Here is an 18,715-nt window from a genome sequence, read left to right on the forward strand (position 1 = left end):
AAAACGGAAAAGGTTATGACAAGCCGGGAACAGGATGTGGAAAAAGAAGAAGTCTCTTCGCTTATTGCGCGGTCATGGCAACGCTGCGACCGGTTTATGCAGCGCGAAACCTGGCAGCCGCCGCATCAGGCGCAGGGGCTGACGTTTGAATCGATTTGCCGTCGCAAAACTACGCTGCTGACTATCGGCCAGGCAGCGCTGGAAGATGCCTGGGAATACATGGACAACCGGCCCTGCGCGCTGCTGATTCTGGATGAATCGGCCTGTATTCTCTGCTGCTGCGGTGACCCATACACGCTGTCGCAGCTGGCCGGTTTAGGCTTTCTGGCAGGCAGTTATTGTGCCGAAAGTATTATCGGAAGCTGCGCGTTATCGCTGGCGGCGCTGCTCGGGCAGCCGGTCAGAACCCATGGCGCTCAGCATTTTAAACAGGCGCTTCACCCGTGGTCGTTCAGTACCACGCCGGTGTTTGATAACCACGGGCGGCTTTCGGGTTCGATTTCCCTTTGCTGCCTCAATGAGCAGCAGGCGTCGTCTGATTTGTCCCTGACGCTGGCGGTCGCGCGCGAAGTAGGCAATTCACTTATCACCGACAGCCTGCTGGCGGAATCCAACCGGCATCTTAATCAGATGTACGGTCTGCTGGAAAGCATGGACGATGGAGTAATGGCGTGGAACGAGCAGGGCGTTTTGCAGTTTCTGAATGTTCAGGCCGCGACGCTTTTGCATCTGGATGCGCAGGTCAGCCAGGGGAAAAATCTCAGCGAGCTGGTGACGCTGCCCGCGTTGTTGCGCCGCGCCATCAAACACGCACGCGGGCTTAACCACACCGAAGTGACGTTCGAGAGCCAGCATCAGTTTATCGACGCCGTGATTACCCTTAAACCGATCGTTGAAGAGCAGGGCATTAGCTTTATTATGCTGCTGCATCCTGTGGAACAGATGCGTCAGCTGATGACCAGCCAGCTCGGCAAAGTCAGCTACACGTTTGAGCAGATGTCCGCCGACGATCAGGAATCGCGCCGGTTAATTCATTTCGGGCGGCAGGCAGCGCGGGGCAGTTTTCCGGTGCTGTTATGCGGGGAAGAGGGCGTGGGCAAAGAGCTGCTCAGTCAGGCCATTCACAATGAAAGCGAATGCGCCGGCGGCCCGTATATTGCGGTGAACTGTCAGCTTTATGCCGACAGCGCGCTGGGGCAGGATTTCATGGGCAATGCGCCCACCGATGATGCTAAAGGGCGGCTCAGCCGTCTGGAACTGGCCAACGGCGGCACGTTATTTCTGGAAAAAATTGAGTATCTGGCGCCGGAGTTACAGTCGGGTTTGTTGCAGGTGATCAAGCAGGGTGTCCTGACGCGGCTGGACGCGCGGCGGCTGATCCCGGTGAACGTCAAAGTGATTGCCACGACGACGGTGGATCTTTCCGCGCTGGTCGAACAAAACCGCTTCAGCCGTCAGCTTTATTACGCGCTGCATTCTTTTGAGATTGTCATCCCGCCGCTGCGGGCGAGGCGCAGCAGCATTCCGTCGCTGGTACATAACCGGCTGCACAGCCTTGAAAAACGCTTTACGTCGAAACTGAAAGTTGATGACGACGCGCTGGCACAGCTGGTGGCGTACTCCTGGCCGGGCAATGATTTTGAGCTTAACAGCGTTATCGAAAATATCGCCATCAGCAGTGAAAATGGCCGTATCCGCCTGAGTCATCTGCCGGAATACTTGTTTTCTGAACGTCCGGCGGGCGAGAATCCGTCCACGCTGATGCCAGCCAGCCTCACGTTTTCTTCCATCGAGAAAGAGGCCATTATCCACGCCGCCCGCGTCACCAGCGGCCGTGTCCGGGAAATGTCTCAGCTTTTAAACATCGGGCGAACCACGTTATGGCGGAAAATGAAGCAATACGAGATCGATGCCAGCCAGTTTAAACGCAGTCATTCGAACTGATTGCGGCTAAATTTGCAGGTATAATCCAGGAAATTATTCAACGGATTTAGAAACGAAGATGACAAAACTCACCTTACAAGAGCAGCTGCTGAAAGCGGGACTGGTAACCTCCAAGAAAATGGATAAAGTCCAGAGAACGGCCAAAAAGTCACGCGTTCAGTCGCGTGAGGCCAGAGCGGCTGTGGAAGAAAACAAAAAAGCCCAGCTTGAGCGTGACAAGCAGCTTAACGAACAGCAAAAACAAGCGGCTTTGTCGAAAGAACATAAAGCGCAGGTGAAACAGCTGATTGAGATGAACCGTATCGACATTTCTAAAGGCGATATCGGCTTTAACTTCACCGATAATAATCTGATTAAAAAGGTTTTTGTCGATAAGACAACGCAGGCTCAGCTGATCAGCGGCCGTCTGGCGATTGCGCGTCTGGTCACGGAGAGCAATGGTGAGAGCCAGTACGCGATTATCCCCGCCAGCGTCGCGGATAAAATTGCACAGCGTGACGCCAGCAGCATCGTCTTAAACAGCGCGCTGAGCCAGGAAGAGCAGGACGAAGAAGATCCGTACGCTGATTTCAAAGTGCCTGATGATCTGATGTGGTAATCAGCTTCAGAACGGGCTGTTACACCGCGCGCTGACCGGTTTTCCGCTGACCGGGTGAACAAAATTCAGTTCACTGGCGTGCAGCATTAAGCGCGGTGTCTTTTCGGTGCCGGGCAGCAGAAGGCCGCCATACAGGTCGCAGCCTAAAATAGGGTGGCCCAGTTGCTGGCAGTGGATGCGCAGCTGATGGGTTCGCCCGGTTTCCGGGGTCAGCTGCACCCGCGTCAGCGGCAGTAACGTTCCGTCTTCCCGTTTTTGCTCAAAGCGCTTAAGCACCCGATAGTGCGAGCGGGCGGGCTTTCCGCTGATTTCGCAAATTGACATCAGCGGGAACAGCGCCGGATCTTTAGCAATCGCTGCATCAATCACCCCTTCATTTTCCGCCACATATCCGCAGAGCAGCGCGACGTAGACTTTCGTGACCGTACGCTGGCTGAACTGCTGGCAAAGGGCGGCATTAATCGCCTTATTCCGCGCAATCACCATCAGCCCGGAAGTCCCGAAATCAAGACGATGCACCAGCGTGCAGCCGGGGAAAATCCTGACCAGCCGGTGATGTACGGAATCGAGGTTTTGCGGGTTTTTGCCCGACAGACTCAGCAACCCGGCAGGTTTATTGATCAGCGCCAGATGCTCGTCCTGAAAGAGGATTTCTATTTCGTCATGACACGGCGGGGCAACAAAAGTATCGATAATCGCGGACATCAGGCTAACCGAAGGTAAAGTGGGAGCGGATGATAACCAATTTTCAGCCCGCTGACGACCCGGCTGAACCGATGCAAAGCAAAACGCCCGCTCAGGTTTTCTAAGCGGGCGTTTTCAGATGCGATCTCAAATTCAGTGCGGCTTTGGCGACTTCATCAGTATCGCCGTCAGTGCCGAAAGCAGGCAGCCTGCCATCAGATAAATAGCCACAGAATGCCATTCACCACCGGAGAACGTCAGCAATGCGGCAGCAATAAACGGCGTAAAACCGCCACCCACCACGCTGGCAACCTGATACCCCACGCCCGCACCGCTGTAGCGATAACCGGCGCCAAACATTTCCGTAAACATCGGCTGTTGCACGCAAACCACCATGTCGTGGGCGATATTCGCCAGCAGCAGCGAGAAGATCACCACGCCCACAATTGAGCGCGCTTCCAGTGCCATAAAGAACGGGAAAGCGCTCAGCGCACCGACGATTGCGCCGGTAATGTAGATACGGCGTCGCCCGAACCGATCGGCCAGCCAGGCGAACATCGGGATGGTCAGGCAGCTCACACCGCCGATCAGCAGCCCGATATTCAGAAACAGTTCGCGTGACATCCCCAGATTATGCGTCGAATAGTTAAGCGCAAACGCGGTGACGATGTACATCGTCAGCAGTTCGCACAGGCGCAGGAGAATGATTTTCAAAAACGCGCCGGGGTGGCTGATTAGGGCTTCGAACACCGGCAGACGCTTTTTGGCCTGCTTGGGCTGTTCTGCCAGAGCACGTTCGAACTCGACGGACTCTTCCATACCGTTTCGCACCCACAGCGCGCCCAGAACCAGCACAATGCTGAACAGGAAAGGCAAACGCCAGCCCCAGCTGAGGAACTGCTCGTTGGTGGTCAGGCTGCTGATAAGTGAGACCAGCCCGGTAGACAGCAACAGGCCTACGCCATATCCCATCTGGATCCCGCTGCTGTAAAAAGCTTTCTTGCCGGAGGGCGCACTTTCAACGGCCAGCAGCGCTGCGCCGCCCCATTCACCGCCCACGGCAAACCCCTGAATGGCGCGCAGCGTGACCAGTAAAGCAGGTGCCCACCAGCCAATTGCAGAATACGACGGAAGAATACCAATACACGCAGTGGCGATGCCCATGATCCAGACGGTCATCATCAGCATGCGTTTACGGCCTAAGCGGTCGCCGAAATGACCGAAAACAATGCCGCCGAGGGGGCGGAATAAAAAGCCCACGCCAAAGGTTGCAAACGCCGCAAGCGTGCCCGTCGTCGGGTCGACCTGCGGAAAGAATTCGCTGTTAAACACCAGTGCCGCGGTAATGCCGTAGAGTAAAAAATCGAACCAGTCGACCACGGCCCCGGCAAAACTGCCCCAGGCAGCGCGGCGTGCGCGGTTAAGTGAAGGTATCTCCTTATCGGGGCGGGGAGTAATGAGCGTGGAGTCCATAGTTGTTCTGACCGTTCCTTAAATTTCTAAAATTTTTAGTTATTAAAATAGGCAAAAAGGTAATACGTCGTGCACAGCAAAAATCAGCCGCTGTTGAGACTACAGGGACAGCCGTCAGGTTAAAACGCTTTTGCAAAAACAGCAGGTTTGAAAGGGAGATTTAACTCAGGGAATGCGGATGCGCAGATAATTATCCGGCGGCGGAGGGCAATAAGCGATGATGCTGAGCGTGCGGATCCGCCCGAAAAACGGGGAAAACACAAAAGCAAGACGCCCGCTTAAGTTTCCTTAAGCGGGCGTCTTTAATTTGGCTCCTCTGACTGGACTCGAACCAGTGACATACGGATTAACAGTCCGCCGTTCTACCGACTGAACTACAGAGGAATCGTTGGAACGGGGCGAATAATAACGACTGGCCGTGGGCATGTCAAAGGGGAAACTGCATAAATGCGTGCGTTTGATGATACTTTAGGCAAGTTGTTGAGAATAGAGTCAAAAAGGCCCGTTTTTGCATGCAAACAGGCCTTTTAAAGGTTAACGCAGTTCCGCGCAGGCGCGGGTGATCCGTTCGCAGGCTTCCTGCAGGCGGCTATCGTCAATAGCGTAAGCGATGCGCAAATAGCCTGGCGTACCAAAAGCGGAGCCCTGAAGTGTGGCAACATGAGCGGATTTCAGGAGATAAGCCGCAAAATCTTCGTCCGTCCTGAGAATATCGCCCGAAGCCGTTGTTTTACCCAGCATTCCCTGACAGTTCGCGAAAACATAAAAAGCGCCCGGCGGTGTATCCGCGCTGAGCCCGCTGATGGCATTAACGCAATTCATAATCATCGTACGGCGGCGTTGCAGGATTTCTATCCAACCGGTGATGAAATCGCTGCCCTGTTCCAGCGCGGCGACCGTCGCGGCCTGAGAAATTGAACTCGGGTTGGAGGTGCTTTGAGATTGCAGAATTTGCATCGCCGAGATCAGCCACGCGGGGCCACCTGCGTATCCAAGACGCCAGCCGGTCATCGAGTAACCTTTGGAGACGCCGTTAACGGTCAGAACTCGGCCTTTCAGGCGCGGTTCAACGTCTGCCAGGGTGGCAAAAATGTCCGGCACAAAACAAATTTGCTCATAGATATCGTCGGCCATCACCAGTACGTGCGGGTGATCGAGCAAAACGGCGGCCAACGCGTGTAATTCTGCGGCGCAATACACCGCACCGGTCGGGTTGTTCGGGGAATTGAGGATCACCCAACGGGTTTTCGGCGTGATGGCGGCCGCCAGATCTTCCGGCTGCAATTTCCAGCCATGCTTCTCGTGGCAGGGCACAATGACCGGTTCGCCTTCTGCCAGCGCGACCATATCCGGGTAAGACACCCAGTATGGCGCAGGAATGATGACTTCATCGCCCGAAGAAACTGTGGCTAAAAGAGCATTGAAGATCAACTGCTTGGCACCACTGCCCGCAATCACTTCATCCGCGCGGTAGCCTATCTGATTTTCGCGATTAAACTTAGTAGTAATGGCCTGTTTGAGCGCGGCAGTACCGGCGACAGCCGTGTATTTTGTGTCACCTTGTACAATCGCGTCGATGCCTGCCTGCCTGATATGTGCAGGCGTATCGAAATCAAGCTCGCCTTCGCCGAGGTTTATGACATCCATGCCCGCCGCACTCAGCGAGCGGACCTGGTCGGAAATCGCCGCCGTCGGCGAAGGGCGCACGCGACGTAAACGTGGTGCTAGAAAGTCAGCAGACATTGTTTCCCCTGTTTGAACAATAACAAAATTGTATTATGTGAATCATTAAAACCAATTTAAACTTATCATTCTTCTTTTTGCTTTGCTCATAATTTATTCGTATAGAGCAGCTTTTTTGCCGGCGGAAATGGTACGGCAATCCCTATACTGACTCTGGGGTCAGCGGGTTGCCTGAACTTTCCTTCTATTTTCAAGGTTCTCTTATGGCTTTTATTTTTGTTGCGCATGACACACCGGAGCCTTCTTTGTACGGGGCGATGGCGGCAATACTGGCTGCACAAAAACATTTACCGCTGGCGCATCTGCCGGTGAGCTGGGACGTCGCGTTGTATCCCGATGCCTGCCAGCACGTCATCGGGGAAGGGCAACTGATGACCAGCGGGTTGTTATGGACCGAGAGGCTCAATCCGCAGAGCGCCGGTAAAGTGATGGAGCTGGGCGAATTACTTGAAACCTATGGCACGCAGGATGTCATTATCCCGCTCGGGCCTATGCAGCTCATTCAGTTCACGCAGATTGCCCGGCAGGTGCGTGAAAGCGCGTTCGATTATGAGCTGATCAACGTGGAGCGTTCGAATCAGGGCTATGCCTTCAGCCGCCACGGTATGGAAGATGAATCTCTCGGTTGCTGGTGGCGTGATAACTACGGGCGCTGGATAAGCAAAAATACGCCGCCGCAAACCCGCACGACAATACGAATTGCCCTGGTCGGCGCCCAGTCTGACCAGTGCAGCGTTTATCCGGCCACGCTGGCGGCGCTGGGTGATGCGGCAGATGCGCTCGCGCTTTCGCTGGATATCGTTTACGCCGCGCCCATGGCGCTGGAAGATCATCTCCATGAAATGATGGAAAACGTGGACGGCATTTTGTTGCCGGGCGGGGCGGCGATGTGTAACGTCAGCGGGCAAATCAGTGCCGCGCATTACGCCCTGAACCGCAATATTCCGATCCTCGGGTTATGTCTCGGAATGCAAACCATGACCACGGCCATCGTGCAGAAGATGATCGGCTCTTTGCAGGCTAATCTTGCCGAAGCCGATCCGGACGCGGAGATCAAAACCTTTGTTCCGCTGAGCAATACGCCGGCGTTTCCGGTTCACCGGCTGGGCAACCATACGATGCTGACGCAGCCCGGCAGCAAATTGCACGAGATCCTGGGCGAGATGTTTACCGTGCGCTATAACCACCGTTTCCATCTTGAGCCGGCGCTGAAAGCCGGGCTGGAAGCGTACGGGCTGCGCATCAGCGGGACCGATCTTACCGGGCAGATTGCTGACGGCATTGAATTCCCGCGACACCCTTTTTATCTGGGCGTTCAGGGGCATCCTGAGCTGTCGTCACTGCGCATAAAACCGCACCCGTTGCTGACAGCGTTTTTGAAAGCGGCGGCGTTAAAGCGCAGTTAACACCGGACCGGCCCAGTTCTCCATGAGCAGGCCGTCGATGCGTGAAAATTCTCTCAGGTTGTTGGTCACCATGACCATGCCTGCGCTGCGGGCCTGTGCGGCAATATGCATGTCGTTTACGCCGACCGGGCTGCCGCTTTTTTCAAGCATGGCGCGGATATGCCCGTAATGCGCGGCGGCTTTCTGGTCGTAATCGACAATGCGCAAATGGGAGACGAAATCTTCGATGACCTGCCTGTTTTTTTGCGGGCTGGCGCTTTTCTCTACGCCGTGCAGTAACTCTGCATAGGTCACCATGGAGATCGCCATGTGATCGGCGTGCTGATTGAATTTCGCCAGCACGCTCATCGGACGCCGCTTCAGGATATAAATGACAATATTGGTATCCAGCAGGTAAGTCAGCATTAAAACGTATCCCGATCCGTCTGGTGTTGAGAGCCGCGTTCTTCCATAAAATCAGCGGAAACGCTGAGGTCGCTGTGGAAGAAATTATCCCATGTGCTTTCAGCCGGTGTGAGTACCAGCGAGTTCCCTACCTTTCTTATCGTCACAGTCTTTACCTCATCAGGAAAACGGCACTCTGCCGGAATACGAACGCTTTGCGTCCGGTTATTTAAAAATACTGACCCTTTTGACATGGTGCTTTCTCCAGTTACGTGACCTTAGCCCGACAAATAGCCCGACAAATTCTGGCTAAAGTTTACGCGCCTGAAAAATATAGTGCAAAGGTATATACGCGGAATGTGAAAGACAACGAAAGAAATCAGCGGATGTTGGATTTTGCGCGATGGCTCGGGGAAAAGGCTGCAACAAAAGAAAATCCCCGCAATATTTACGGGGAACCCTGGAAAACGGGGGTTACTTCAGCGTGACGCCGGAACGCGGGTCTGCCGCCAGACGCTGCAATTCCTGCTCAACCAGACTGATGATCCCGGGTTCCAGATCAATCAGCGGCGCGCGAACGTGGTGGCCGTCGAATCCGCGCAGGTTCATGGCCGCTTTCACCAGCTGCGGCTGGCCGTAACGGCGGGCGAGGGCGCGGTACGGATACCACAGGCGGTGAAGTTCGCGGGCGGTGTTTGCATCGCCGCTTTCCAGCGCGCGATAAGTCGCCAGAATAATTTCCGGCAATGCGCCGCTGTTGGTGGTGCTGATGCCGTCGAAACCGCACATCATCGGGCCTAAGAACGCCAGGTCTGAGGCGCAGAACAGACGCAGACGTCCGCCCAGCCGGTTGGCAATCTGGTCGATCGCCGTCGGGTTCAGATCGCCCTGTTTGATGCCAACAACGCCTTCGATATCAGCCAGTTGTTCCAGAACGACTGGCGGCAACGTGATGCCAATGCCCGGCGCGTTGTACACCAGAATGCCAGTGCGCGATAACGGCGCCATCTCTCTGAAGAAGCGGATGATTTGTGCATCGGTGACTTCAGAAACAAACGGTGGTGTCACCATCGGCAGGCCGCCAAGGTCGCCCGCCAGTTGTGTTAAATCGCGCACCACGCGGGCGTCGGAACCGGCGCTGCACAGCATGACCGGCACGCGGTCGCCGACCACTTCCATCACGTGGCGGAACAACGTGGCGCGTTCGTCAGCGGTCATCGCCGGGAATTCGCCGTAGGTGCCCCCGATCAAAATACCGTCATAACCCAGCCCGATAACGCGTTCGATATTGCGCGATAATCCGGCAAAATCGAACTCACCGCTGGCGGAAAACGGCGTCACGGTAATGTTAAAAATACCTTTCAGGCGGGCCTGACTTTCACTGATGTCTTTCATTTATTCAATTCCTGTAAAACGAAGCGGTTGGCAAAATCAGAGTAAATACAACGGGCGGTCAACTGTACCCAGCGCGCGATAACCGGTTTCGGTCACGACAATTGTTTCGCTGACGCCCACGGTAAATTCGCCGTAAATACGCAGTGCGGGTGGAATGTGGAAAGTCATACCCGGCTGTAATTCGGTGGTGATGCCGCTATAGAGGCTGAGGATGGCGCCTTCGCCCCAGTCAGGTGCGAACGAAATGCCGATGGAATAACCGGTGCGTTTCTTGAAATTATCGGTGTAACCGGCGCGGTCAATCACGGCCTGACAGGCCAGATGCGGCGCTTCGCAGGTAGCACCCGGACGGATCGCGTCGAGTGCGGCCTGCAATGCTTCCTGACACACTTTTTCCATTTCCAGTGCAACCGCGGGCGGTTTGCCGAGCCAGGCGGAACGCATCAGAGCCGCGTGATAGCGGTCATGCGTAGCGGCCATTTCGAGGAAAATCGGGTCGTTGTCGAGGATTTTACGGCGACGCCAGGTTCCGTGCGGCACGCCGGTGCGCGGGCCGGTGGACACCAGCGGTTCCATGCCCATGTATTCTGAACCGGCGGCAATGGCCGCGCCCATCATGGCAGAAACCAGATCGTTTTCAGTGGCTCCGGCGGCAATGGCGGCGCGTCCGGCGAGCATTCCTGCGTCAACGTAACGGGCCGCATGCGCCATTTTTTCCAGCTCGGCGGCCGATTTCACTGCACGCAACTGTTCGATAACGCCCGCGGCGTCGTGGATTGTGCCGATCTCAGCCTGCAAGGCTTCATAAACCGCAATGGGCAAGAACCAGCCGCGTTTGTCGATGCCAATCCGGCTCTTCATCCAGCCACGCGCTTTCAGCACGTCGAGCAGGAAATTCACCGGATTATCGCCGTCGGTGTAAATCGCCGCGTCGCGGATAAAGGTGTTGGAGATGAAGTTGAAATATTCCAGCTGGCGGATAACAAACACCGGATCGCCTTCCACCGGCAACACCAGCGTCTGGAATGTGTAATAGCCCGGCGTCTGCTGGCCGGTCAGATAAAAGATGTTTTCCGGGCCGGTGATGACCATGACGTCCAGACCGGCATTCACCAGTAACTGACGCGCCCGCGCGATACGCTGCTGATACTCTTCTTCGCGAAACGCGGATTCCGCGCCGGGAACGACGCTGCCAAGGTCTGGCAGGGAAACTGACTGTGCTTTCATTGTGCAAACTCCTGAATAAATTCTGCCTGAGAAGGGGTGAAGCTGATGCCCAGCCCTGCGCCGGACGGGCTGCTGAGCATCCCCTGATGATAGGAAAGGCCGTGAACCGGGTCGTTGCCCAGCCCGTCAGCACCGTAAAGTTCGGCATAACGCGGCTGGGTGGCGCGGGCGACGTGCAGGGCCGCAGCGGTCGCGGCGCCTCCCTCATTCATCTGACCAATCATGAATGGCACACCGGCGGCGGTCAGCCGTTTGGCAGCCGCCAGCGTGGGGGCAATGCCGCCCATTTTGACCAGTTTCAGATGCGCCATAATTTTGCCTTCGAGCTGCAAAATGCGTTCTAAATCAGCCTCACTGCTCATGCTTTCATCGAGCATCAGCGGCACCGGGCTGGCGGCGGCCAGTGCCGGATAAAAGTGCGCATTGGCATCGGAAACCGGCTGTTCGAGGTAGCTCATCTCGAATTTCGCCAGCGCCAGCAGATGACTGCGCGCTTCTTCCGGCTGCCACTGGCCGTTAGCGTCCGCCGATAAGCTGATTTCATGGCCGAAACGCCGCCGCAGGGCGCTGAGCCGCGCTTCGTCTTCGGTAAAGGATGCGACGCCGACGCGCAGTTTCAGCTGCGTAAAACCCCGTTCGACATAGGCCGTGGCCTGTTCGAGCATTTCATCCATGGGCGTCCAGAACAGCGTCTGGTTGGTGTGATAACTCACCGTTTCGGCATTTTCTGCGCCCGCCAGTTCTGCCACGCTGAGCCCGTTCTGGCGTGCAATCAGGTCATGCAGCGCGATGTCTATCAGCATTCGCGTCGGCGCGAGAAAATCGGCTAAAAGCGCCGGAAGATTCAGCAATAACGTACTGGCAGGCTGGCTGAGATCCAGCTGGCGCAGGGCGCGGATCACATCACTTAATACCAGTTCGGCGCTGTAGCCGTTGAGGTAAGCAATGTTGATCCGTACTTCACCGATGCCGTTAAAATTCTTCTCCTCCAGCAACAGATATAACGTATCCAGCCCGGAAATGGTGCCGGATGACGCGGTGTGCAGTTGCAGGTGCGGGTAGCGTAAATCGGCGCGATACAAAGTGGCTTTCACCGGCGGCTCCTCAGCGTTTGAGCATTTTCAGCGCGACGTCGCAGTAGATTTTGCTGCCCGCAATGAATTCGGCGATCGGGATAAATTCATCAGGCTTATGCGCCACCGCCAGCGAACCCGGGCCGATAATGATGCCTTTGGTGCCGAGACTGCGGAAATGCACCAGATCGCAACCGCCCTGAAAACCGAACGGTCCGGGTTCCGGATTGCCCTGTGCGGCGCAGGCTTCAACGCCCGCCAGCACAATCGGGTCTTCGGAATCGGTTTCGGTCGCGCCACCGGTGGTCGGTTTAAAGGTGATGATTTCGCTGCGGACGCCGAATTTGTCGTGAGCCAGTTGCAGTAAATCCTGAATTTCCTGTTTTACCGCATCTTCGTCTTCGCCCGGCACCATACGGCGGTCGAGCAGTAATTCGCAGGCACCCGGCAGCACGTTATCGGCGTGTCCGCCGCTGATGCGGGTAACGGTCAGGCTGGCGTTGCCGACCAGCGGATGGCACCGGCAGCGCACGCTGTGTTCGTGGCTTTCTTCGACCAGGCCGAGTAACTGCGCGGCGCGGAAAATGGCGTTTTCGCCCAGCTCCGGCGTGCCGGAATGCGCGGTCACGCCGTGAACGCGAACCAGCGGCCGCAAACTGCCTTTGTGCGCGGAATAAGTGGTGTTGGAGGTCGGTTCGCCAATCACCACGTAATCAATGTGAGCAGGCGCTTCGCGGACATAAAATTTCGCGCCCTCGCTGGCGACTTCTTCATCAGCGACAAAAATCGCCATCAGCGTGCCGCTCCAGTCGTTACGGTTGGCGGCCAGCCAGCGCATGGCTTCGATCATGGCGATCAGCGGGCCTTTGGCGTCGCAGGCTCCGCGGCCAAATAACTTGCCGTCGCGCTCGGTCAGTGTGAACGGATCCTGTGCCCAGCCTTCTCCGGCGGGCACCACATCAATATGCGTATTAAAGGCAAAACACGGGCCGTCACCGTTTTCCAGGCGGCCAATGACATTGGTGCGCCCCGGCGCGTATTCGCTGAGCGTCATGTCGAAGCCGATTTCACTCAGCATCTGGCTGATGAGTTCGGCCGCTTCACGTTCGCGCCCCGGCGGGTTTTCGGTATTAATCGCGACCAGTGCGGCCAGATCGCGTTTCATTCTGCTGATATCGGGCGATGAAAGGCTCATCGGTGTCTCCTGAAATATCTTTTTTGTGGCAAAACTGGCCCCTGGTGAGGGCGCAATACGGGGGTGGTTCTGGGTAAAAGGATCAATGTAAAATCTGATCCAGGAAGCGCTGTGCCCGCAGGCTGACGTCGCCGCCGAAGAATTTTTCGCCGGTCGCGTTTTCGATAATCTCGCCGTTTTCCATAAAGACGATTTGATTGGCTGCGCGTTTCGCAAAGCCCATTTCATGCGTAACCACAATGCTGGTCATGCCTTCCGCACTGAGATCTGCCATCACATCCAGCACTTCGCGGATCATTTCCGGATCCAGCGCCGATGTCGGCTCATCAAACAGCATCAGTTTGGGCTTCATGGCTAACGCCCGCGCAATCGCGACGCGCTGCTGCTGACCGCCGGAAAGTTCATCCGGGAACGAATCGGCTTTATCAGGAATGCGCACTTTGCCCAGCAGCTCCAGCGCCTGCGCTTCGGCCTCGCTGCGGCTGACGCCGAGCACGGTCATCGGCGCGAGCATGATGTTTTCCGCCGCCGTCAGGTGTGAGAACAGTTCATAGTTCTGGAATACCATGCCGATGTCCTGCCTCAGTTTGTGCGGCTCAACGCTGGCATGCGTGATGTCTTTATTGCGAAAGAAAATCGAACCACCCTGAACCGGCTCCAGCAAATTAATGCAGCGCAGAAGGGTGGATTTCCCCGAACCCGACGGGCCGATCAGCACCACGGTTTCCCCTTGTGCCACATTCAGGGAGCAGTTTTTCAGAACGTGCTGGGGGCCAAAATGTTTATCGACGCCGATGATTTCCAGAACCGGTTTGGATTTACTCACGGGCTTCTCCTCAGTTTGGCGTGCTGCTGCGCAGCAGGCGTTCGGTCAAAGACAGCGCAGGTTTCTTGCGCTTTTTCGGATCCAGCGAGCGTTCCAGCCAGGCCTGTCCGATCATGAAAATGGACGTCAGCACCAGGTAATAAATCCCGGCGGCGCACAGCGCTTCGAAATAACGGAAGCTGGCGCTGGCAGTCTGGTTGGCGATAAGCAGTAATTCCTGAACGGCTATCACCGAGACCAGTGCGCTGGATTTGAGCATGCTGATCATCTGGTTGCCCATTGGCGGCAGCACGATGCGCGCGGCCTGCGGCAACACAATCTTGCGCATGATCTGACTTTGGGTCATGCCCAGCGCCATCCCCGCGGTGCGCTGACCGCTGCGCACGGCCTGTAAACCGGAGCGCAGAATTTCAGCCATGTACGCGCCTTCATTTAAGGAGAGCGCCATCACCGCACAGGTGAACGCCGAGAAACGCAGGCCGAAAGTCGGCAGTACGTTGTAGACAAAAATAATCTGGAACAGAACCGGCGTGCCGCGAAACAGCCAAAGATAAAAGAACGCCAGAACGGAACCCGCCCGGAAGCGGGATTCCTGGAGCAGGGCCAGAATCAGCCCTGCAATAATGCCGAAGAACAACGAGCACACCGTTAACAACAAGGTCATTAATGCGCCCTGAAAGAACGCCGGTGAGAACAGGTATTGCCAAACAAGATCAAGCGACATGAACTTTCCTCAACGTCAGGGCAAAGCTTTAAGGCCGGACTTCACAACATCAGAAAATGGACACTGAAGCCGGGAACTGCCATTTGGTGATGAGTTTCTGGTACGTGCCGTCTTTCACCACGTCCTGTAAGCCTTTTTCCAGCAGGGATTTCATTTCGGCATCGCCTTTACGCACCGCAAAACCAATGTGCGTATCGGTTTCAAACTCCGCGCCGACGGCTTCGAAGGTGTCGCCTTTTTCGCTCAGCAGCGCGACCGCGCCCGGCGTGGAGAGGAATTCGGCGTCAGCGCGTTTCTGCGCCACAGCGACCGCAGAATCGGTCGCTGCCGGGAAGGTCAGCACGGTGAGCGCCGGTTTTTTGGCATCCAGACATTTCTGGTTATCCGCCCGCGCCTGACTTTCTTCAATGCCGCCCAGGGTGACGGCGATGTTTTTGCCGCACAGCGATAAATCGCGGCCAGTGATTTTTTCCGGATTGCCTTTCACCACAATCACCCGGCTGCCGATTTTCAGGTAAGGCACGAAATCAACCTGCTCAGAGCGGGTCGGGTTGATGTACATCGCGGAGTTGATGATATCCAGACGTTTGCCCTGCAACGCCGGGATCAGTCCTTTGAATTCCATCGACATCGGTTCCGGGGTCAGCGCCAGCTTTTTCGACAACGCGGTGATGAGGTCGATATCGAAGCCGGTCAGCTTGCCGTCTTTCGTAAATTCAAACGGCATGAACGTGGCGGCGGTGCCGTACGTCAGCTGACCTTTGCTGACCAGAGCAGGCGCGGCGGCCTGGCTGAACAGCGGGGCACTCAGGCAAATTGCGGCCAGAGAGACGGCGGCATATCGGCGCAAAAAAGCTTTTTTTGACATGACAGACTCCAGTTTCCCATGAGCAGGATTGCTCTTTGTGTCTCATTAAATACAATTAAATTTGCGAGTCAAGGCTCTTTTTTGGTGCATTTGTTGCACGATTTGGGGGCTTTTTAACCAGACTTCACCATCCTCAAGGCTTGTGATATTGTACAAACCTAAACAACAAATACTTTCAGGTGTTGCTATTCCATGACCCAAACTACGACAGCCAGCGGAAGGCGTCTGGCAAACCAAATCCTTGACCTGATACGTGAAGCAAAATTTGAGCCAGGTCACCATCTGCGGGAGCAACAATTAGCCGATATGCTCGGCGTTTCCCGCACACCGGTGCGTACTGCGTTGAAATTGCTGTGTGAATTGGGAATTATCGAAGCGCGCCGCAATCAGGGTTTTTTCCTGCTGAAAGCCTTCGATGAACTTCAGCGCATCAGTATCGATATTCCGGCCACCAGCGATCAGGACCTGTACGAGCAGCTGGTCAAAGACCGTATCGCCGGAAAATTGCCGGATTCCCTGACACAAACGGAAATCGCCCAGCGCTATGAAGCCGACCGCGGCGTGCTGGCGCGCACCTTGCTCCGGTTATCTGAGGACGGCCTGATCGCCCGTAACAAGGGACATGGCTGGTCATTTTTACCGACGCTCAACACCGACGTGGCGCTGAGCAACGGCTACGGATTCCGCCTGATGATTGAACCGGGCGCGATGTTGGGTGCGGGATTCCACGCCGACAAAAGCGCACTCCGGCGGCTGCGGATGCAGCATATCTATCTGATTACTCACCCCGATATTCTTGCCGTTGATGGCCGTCAGATTTTCGAAACGGACGCCACGTTCCACGAAATGCTGGCGGAATTCAGCGGCAATATTTTTGTTTTACAGGCGATCCAGCAGCAAAACCGGCTGCGACGCCTGCTTGAGTTCGGCAGTTACACCAATAAACAGCGTGTGCGCGAATGGTGCGGCGAACACGTCGCCATCATCGACGCCGTGCTGGAAGGGCGGATGGAGGAGGCGGCAGAAATGATGCGCATCCACCTGCAATCGGCTTATCAGATGGTGCTCAACAAGGTCAGCAAAGTTGGGTAATCCTTTGATTGAAATTTAATTTTTCATACGTTAACCAGAGGAAAAAGTGATGGATTTTGGGATTCAGGGCCGCGTGGCGCTGGTCAGCGGCGCGGGCGGCGGTCTGGGCCGGGCCATGGCGATTGCGCTGGCAGCGGAAGGCGCTCAGGTCGCGGTGTGCGGGCGAACGCTTGCCGCATTGCAGGAAACAGTCAGCCTTATTGAAGAGCAGGGCGGAACGGCGCAGGCGTGGGTGCTGGATCTCACGGCACCGGAAAGTTTTGACGATGTGCTGATGCAAATCCGCCGCACGTACGGGCCGGTCGGTATTCTGGTCAACAACTCCGGCGGGCCGCCACCGACCAAAGCCGCAGGGGTTGCGCCGGAACTGTGGCAAAGCCAGTTTGCGACGCTGGTCAGCCCGCTGATTCTTCTCACCGACAAAGTGCTGCCGGATATGCATAACGCAGGCTGGGGGCGGATTATCACCAGCACTTCGTCCGGCGTTGTGGCGCCGATCGCGAATCTCGGAATATCCAACACGCTGCGCATGGCGCTGGTTGGCTGGTCAAAAACGCTGGCATCTGAAGTGGCGGCTGACGGTATTACGGTGAACGTAATGGTGCCGGGGCGGATTTCCACGCGGCGTCTGGGGCAGCTGGATGCAGCGCGAGCCGGGCGTGAAGGCGTTACCGTTGAAGACGTCGCGGCGAAAAGCGCGGCTGGCATTCCGGCGAAACGCTACGGCAAACCGGAAGAATACGGCGCGGTGGCGGCATTTCTCGCCAGCCAGCAGGCTTCTTATGTGACCGGTTCTGTTATCCGCGTTGACGGCGGAATGATCCCGTCGGTGTGATTTTTTTACGGCAAAGGCCCCGAGGTTTTGCGGGGGGCTTTTGCCGGTATTAACCTGACTAATCCTGCAACCTTGTTCATAAGAATGCATTATGTTGGTGCACCACGATGGAGAGTTCGGTTTTATTTCATTTAAGTTTTTTAACCCCGCCGGTTTTTTCAACGTCTCAGCAATCGTTTTTTCTTATGTTCCGTGGCATTAGCGCGCTGTAAGCCGCTATTTCATCTGCCCCACGGAGATTGGCGCAGATCTTGCTTTTATCAGTCACGCTAATCATTACCGAACGGTGTTCCCTTTCCGGGCCAAATGGAGACAGAGATGAATCTCAGACGTCTGAAGTACTTCGTGAAAATCGTCGATATCGGCAGCCTGACGCAGGCCGCTGATGTTCTGCATATCGCACAACCGGCACTGAGCCAGCAACTGGCGACGCTGGAAGGGGAATTGCAGCAACAATTGCTGATTCGCACCAAGCGCGGCGTGACGCCCACTGAAGCCGGGAACATTCTTTATTCACATGCTCAGGCGATTTTGCGTCAGTGTGATCAGATCCACGGTGCGGTGAACAGCGCGGGTCAGTCGCTGAGCGGGCAGGTGTCCGTCGGGCTTGCGCCGGGCACTGCGGCTTCCCAGCTGGCGCTGCCGTTATTGCAGGCCGTGCGTAAACAACATCCGGGCATTTTGTTGTATCTCAACGAAAATTTCGGCACGGCGCTCGGGGATTTAGTGCTCAACGGCCGTATGGATATGGCGGTGTTGTACGGCACAAATAACGACGTCGGGCTGAGCAGTCAGCCGCTGATGAAAGAAGATTTGTATCTGGTTGGCACGTATGCCGTGCCCAATCCGGGAAAATATGTCGAGCTGTGTGATGTCGCGAAACTCAACCTGTTCATGCCGCGTTCATACAACGTGATGCGCCGTCTGGTTGACGATGCCATGGCGGTTCGCCGCCTGACGGCCAATATTATCGGTGAAATCGAGTCCTCCGCCACGCTGACGGCTGCCGTTGCCAGCGGGCTGGGTGCCACTATTTTGCCGGAATCCGCCGCCCGCGCCATGACGGGCCCGGCCAAAGCGTGGATGTCGTGCATCAGCAGCCCGGCGATTCAGGTTCCGCTTTCATTGTGTGTTTCAGAAACGCTGGCCCTGTCGCAGGAAGCGGCGGCGGTGAAGAAAATCTTGCTGTCGCTGGTCTTTGAACAGACCACGACAGAAGCAGAGCCATTGCTCGCGGCGAGCTGACTG

The 18,715-nt window shown here is 56.0% G+C and carries 18 protein-coding genes and 1 tRNA gene; 6 read left to right on the forward strand and 13 right to left on the reverse strand.

Annotated features, from left to right (window positions below):
* Nucleotides 1-15: 15 nt before the first annotated feature.
* Together dhaR and M2403_RS17540 are read left to right on the forward strand one after the other, a co-directional pair.
* Nucleotides 16-1,944: a dihydroxyacetone kinase operon transcriptional regulator DhaR gene (gene dhaR / locus M2403_RS17535; RefSeq protein ID WP_152326858.1), complete on the forward strand. Its 1,929-nt coding sequence runs from the start codon at nt 16-18 to the stop codon at nt 1,942-1,944.
* Between the two features lie 58 nt (nt 1,945-2,002).
* The gene (locus M2403_RS17540; RefSeq protein ID WP_152326859.1) at nt 2,003-2,542 is read left to right on the forward strand and encodes a DUF2058 domain-containing protein; all 540 of its coding nucleotides are present in this window, start codon (nt 2,003-2,005) and stop codon (nt 2,540-2,542) included.
* Nucleotides 2,543-2,548: 6 nt separating this feature from the next.
* Here M2403_RS17540 and M2403_RS17545 read toward each other — a convergent pair whose 3' ends face one another.
* The 4 genes from M2403_RS17545 to M2403_RS17560 all read right to left on the reverse strand — a co-directional run bounded on the left by M2403_RS17545 (nt 2,549) and on the right by M2403_RS17560 (nt 6,442).
* On the reverse strand, nt 2,549-3,247 hold the full coding sequence (locus tag M2403_RS17545) for an RluA family pseudouridine synthase (RefSeq protein WP_152326860.1): 699 nt from the start codon (nt 3,245-3,247) through the stop codon (nt 2,549-2,551).
* Between the two features lie 132 nt (nt 3,248-3,379).
* Nucleotides 3,380-4,699, reverse strand: coding sequence for a shikimate transporter (gene shiA, locus M2403_RS17550; RefSeq protein WP_165057999.1), 1,320 nt, complete (start codon nt 4,697-4,699; stop codon nt 3,380-3,382).
* Between the two features lie 308 nt (nt 4,700-5,007).
* Nucleotides 5,008-5,083 (reverse strand) — tRNA-Asn (locus M2403_RS17555).
* A 150-nt stretch (nt 5,084-5,233) separates the two neighbouring features.
* On the reverse strand, nt 5,234-6,442 hold the full coding sequence (locus M2403_RS17560) for a pyridoxal phosphate-dependent aminotransferase (protein WP_259230304.1): 1,209 nt from the start codon (nt 6,440-6,442) through the stop codon (nt 5,234-5,236).
* A 203-nt stretch (nt 6,443-6,645) separates the two neighbouring features.
* On the opposite strand from M2403_RS17560, the gene M2403_RS17565 reads away from it, so the two are divergent.
* On the forward strand, nt 6,646-7,848 hold the full coding sequence (locus tag M2403_RS17565; RefSeq protein WP_259230305.1) for a glutamine amidotransferase-related protein: 1,203 nt from the start codon (nt 6,646-6,648) through the stop codon (nt 7,846-7,848).
* On the opposite strand, the gene M2403_RS17570 is transcribed toward M2403_RS17565, so the two are convergent.
* The 9 genes from M2403_RS17570 to M2403_RS17610 form a co-directional block, all read right to left on the reverse strand.
* Nucleotides 7,834-8,253 carry a type II toxin-antitoxin system VapC family toxin gene (locus M2403_RS17570; RefSeq protein WP_165057993.1) on the reverse strand — a complete coding sequence of 140 codons (420 nt, stop codon included), beginning with the start codon at nt 8,251-8,253 and terminating at the stop codon, nt 7,834-7,836. The genes M2403_RS17565 and M2403_RS17570 overlap by 15 nt on opposite strands.
* Nucleotides 8,253-8,486 (reverse strand): type II toxin-antitoxin system VapB family antitoxin, encoded by a 234-nt coding sequence (gene vapB / locus M2403_RS17575; RefSeq protein ID WP_152326865.1) that lies wholly within the window; start codon nt 8,484-8,486, stop codon nt 8,253-8,255. The genes M2403_RS17570 and vapB overlap by 1 nt, the downstream gene beginning before the upstream one ends.
* A gap of 220 nt (nt 8,487-8,706) precedes the next feature.
* Entirely contained in the window at nt 8,707-9,627 is a 921-nt protein-coding gene (locus M2403_RS17580) for a dihydrodipicolinate synthase family protein (protein WP_152326866.1), read from the reverse strand.
* A 36-nt stretch (nt 9,628-9,663) separates the two neighbouring features.
* The gene (locus tag M2403_RS17585; RefSeq protein ID WP_152326867.1) at nt 9,664-10,854 is read right to left on the reverse strand and encodes a Xaa-Pro peptidase family protein; all 1,191 of its coding nucleotides are present in this window, start codon (nt 10,852-10,854) and stop codon (nt 9,664-9,666) included.
* Nucleotides 10,851-11,948: a mandelate racemase/muconate lactonizing enzyme family protein gene (locus M2403_RS17590; protein WP_152326868.1), complete on the reverse strand. Its 1,098-nt coding sequence runs from the start codon at nt 11,946-11,948 to the stop codon at nt 10,851-10,853. Before M2403_RS17590 ends, M2403_RS17585 begins: the two co-directional genes overlap by 4 nt.
* 10 nt (nt 11,949-11,958) lie before the next feature.
* Nucleotides 11,959-13,122 (reverse strand): M20 family metallopeptidase, encoded by a 1,164-nt coding sequence (locus M2403_RS17595; protein ID WP_152326869.1) that lies wholly within the window; start codon nt 13,120-13,122, stop codon nt 11,959-11,961.
* 82 nt (nt 13,123-13,204) lie between these two features.
* Complete coding sequence (locus tag M2403_RS17600; protein WP_152326870.1) at nt 13,205-13,948, reverse strand: amino acid ABC transporter ATP-binding protein; 744 nt, start codon at nt 13,946-13,948, stop codon at nt 13,205-13,207.
* A gap of 10 nt (nt 13,949-13,958) precedes the next feature.
* The gene (locus M2403_RS17605) at nt 13,959-14,672 is read right to left on the reverse strand and encodes an amino acid ABC transporter permease (protein ID WP_165057989.1); all 714 of its coding nucleotides are present in this window, start codon (nt 14,670-14,672) and stop codon (nt 13,959-13,961) included.
* A 49-nt stretch (nt 14,673-14,721) separates the two neighbouring features.
* The gene (locus M2403_RS17610) at nt 14,722-15,540 is read right to left on the reverse strand and encodes an ABC transporter substrate-binding protein (RefSeq protein ID WP_152326872.1); all 819 of its coding nucleotides are present in this window, start codon (nt 15,538-15,540) and stop codon (nt 14,722-14,724) included.
* Nucleotides 15,541-15,732: 192 nt separating this feature from the next.
* Between M2403_RS17610 and M2403_RS17615 the strand changes: the two genes are divergently transcribed.
* The 3 genes from M2403_RS17615 (at nt 15,733) to nac (ending at nt 18,712) form a co-directional block, all read left to right on the forward strand.
* Entirely contained in the window at nt 15,733-16,632 is a 900-nt protein-coding gene (locus M2403_RS17615; RefSeq protein ID WP_259230308.1) for a GntR family transcriptional regulator, read from the forward strand.
* A 49-nt stretch (nt 16,633-16,681) separates the two neighbouring features.
* Nucleotides 16,682-17,467: an SDR family oxidoreductase gene (locus M2403_RS17620; RefSeq protein WP_152326874.1), complete on the forward strand. Its 786-nt coding sequence runs from the start codon at nt 16,682-16,684 to the stop codon at nt 17,465-17,467.
* 318 nt (nt 17,468-17,785) lie between these two features.
* Nucleotides 17,786-18,712 carry a nitrogen assimilation transcriptional regulator NAC gene (nac, locus tag M2403_RS17625; protein ID WP_259230309.1) on the forward strand — a complete coding sequence of 309 codons (927 nt, stop codon included), beginning with the start codon at nt 17,786-17,788 and terminating at the stop codon, nt 18,710-18,712.
* Nucleotides 18,713-18,715: the final 3 nt, after the last annotated feature.

Origin of the sequence: Rahnella sp. BIGb0603 (assembly GCF_024808755.1) — a bacterium.
Lineage (GTDB): Bacteria > Pseudomonadota > Gammaproteobacteria > Enterobacterales > Enterobacteriaceae > Rahnella > Rahnella contaminans.

Excerpts from the sequence above, each read along its gene's own strand:
- M2403_RS17565 (WP_259230305.1), top strand. The coding sequence starts at position 6,646 with ATGGCTTTTATTTTTGTTGCGCATGACACACCGGAGCCTTCTTTGTAC.
- M2403_RS17610 (WP_152326872.1), bottom strand. The coding sequence starts at position 15,540 with ATGTCAAAAAAAGCTTTTTTGCGCCGATATGCCGCCGTCTCTCTGGCC.
- vapB (WP_152326865.1), bottom strand. The coding sequence starts at position 8,486 with ATGTCAAAAGGGTCAGTATTTTTAAATAACCGGACGCAAAGCGTTCGT.
- M2403_RS17560 (WP_259230304.1), bottom strand. The coding sequence starts at position 6,442 with ATGTCTGCTGACTTTCTAGCACCACGTTTACGTCGCGTGCGCCCTTCG.
- M2403_RS17620 (WP_152326874.1), top strand. The coding sequence starts at position 16,682 with ATGGATTTTGGGATTCAGGGCCGCGTGGCGCTGGTCAGCGGCGCGGGC.
- M2403_RS17585 (WP_152326867.1), bottom strand. The coding sequence starts at position 10,854 with ATGAAAGCACAGTCAGTTTCCCTGCCAGACCTTGGCAGCGTCGTTCCC.
- nac (WP_259230309.1), top strand. The coding sequence starts at position 17,786 with ATGAATCTCAGACGTCTGAAGTACTTCGTGAAAATCGTCGATATCGGC.
- M2403_RS17545 (WP_152326860.1), bottom strand. The coding sequence starts at position 3,247 with ATGTCCGCGATTATCGATACTTTTGTTGCCCCGCCGTGTCATGACGAA.
- M2403_RS17605 (WP_165057989.1), bottom strand. The coding sequence starts at position 14,672 with ATGTCGCTTGATCTTGTTTGGCAATACCTGTTCTCACCGGCGTTCTTT.
- shiA (WP_165057999.1), bottom strand. The coding sequence starts at position 4,699 with ATGGACTCCACGCTCATTACTCCCCGCCCCGATAAGGAGATACCTTCA.
- M2403_RS17580 (WP_152326866.1), bottom strand. The coding sequence starts at position 9,627 with ATGAAAGACATCAGTGAAAGTCAGGCCCGCCTGAAAGGTATTTTTAAC.
- dhaR (WP_152326858.1), top strand. The coding sequence starts at position 16 with ATGACAAGCCGGGAACAGGATGTGGAAAAAGAAGAAGTCTCTTCGCTT.
- M2403_RS17540 (WP_152326859.1), top strand. The coding sequence starts at position 2,003 with ATGACAAAACTCACCTTACAAGAGCAGCTGCTGAAAGCGGGACTGGTA.
- M2403_RS17595 (WP_152326869.1), bottom strand. The coding sequence starts at position 13,122 with ATGAGCCTTTCATCGCCCGATATCAGCAGAATGAAACGCGATCTGGCC.
- M2403_RS17570 (WP_165057993.1), bottom strand. The coding sequence starts at position 8,253 with ATGCTGACTTACCTGCTGGATACCAATATTGTCATTTATATCCTGAAG.
- M2403_RS17615 (WP_259230308.1), top strand. The coding sequence starts at position 15,733 with ATGACCCAAACTACGACAGCCAGCGGAAGGCGTCTGGCAAACCAAATC.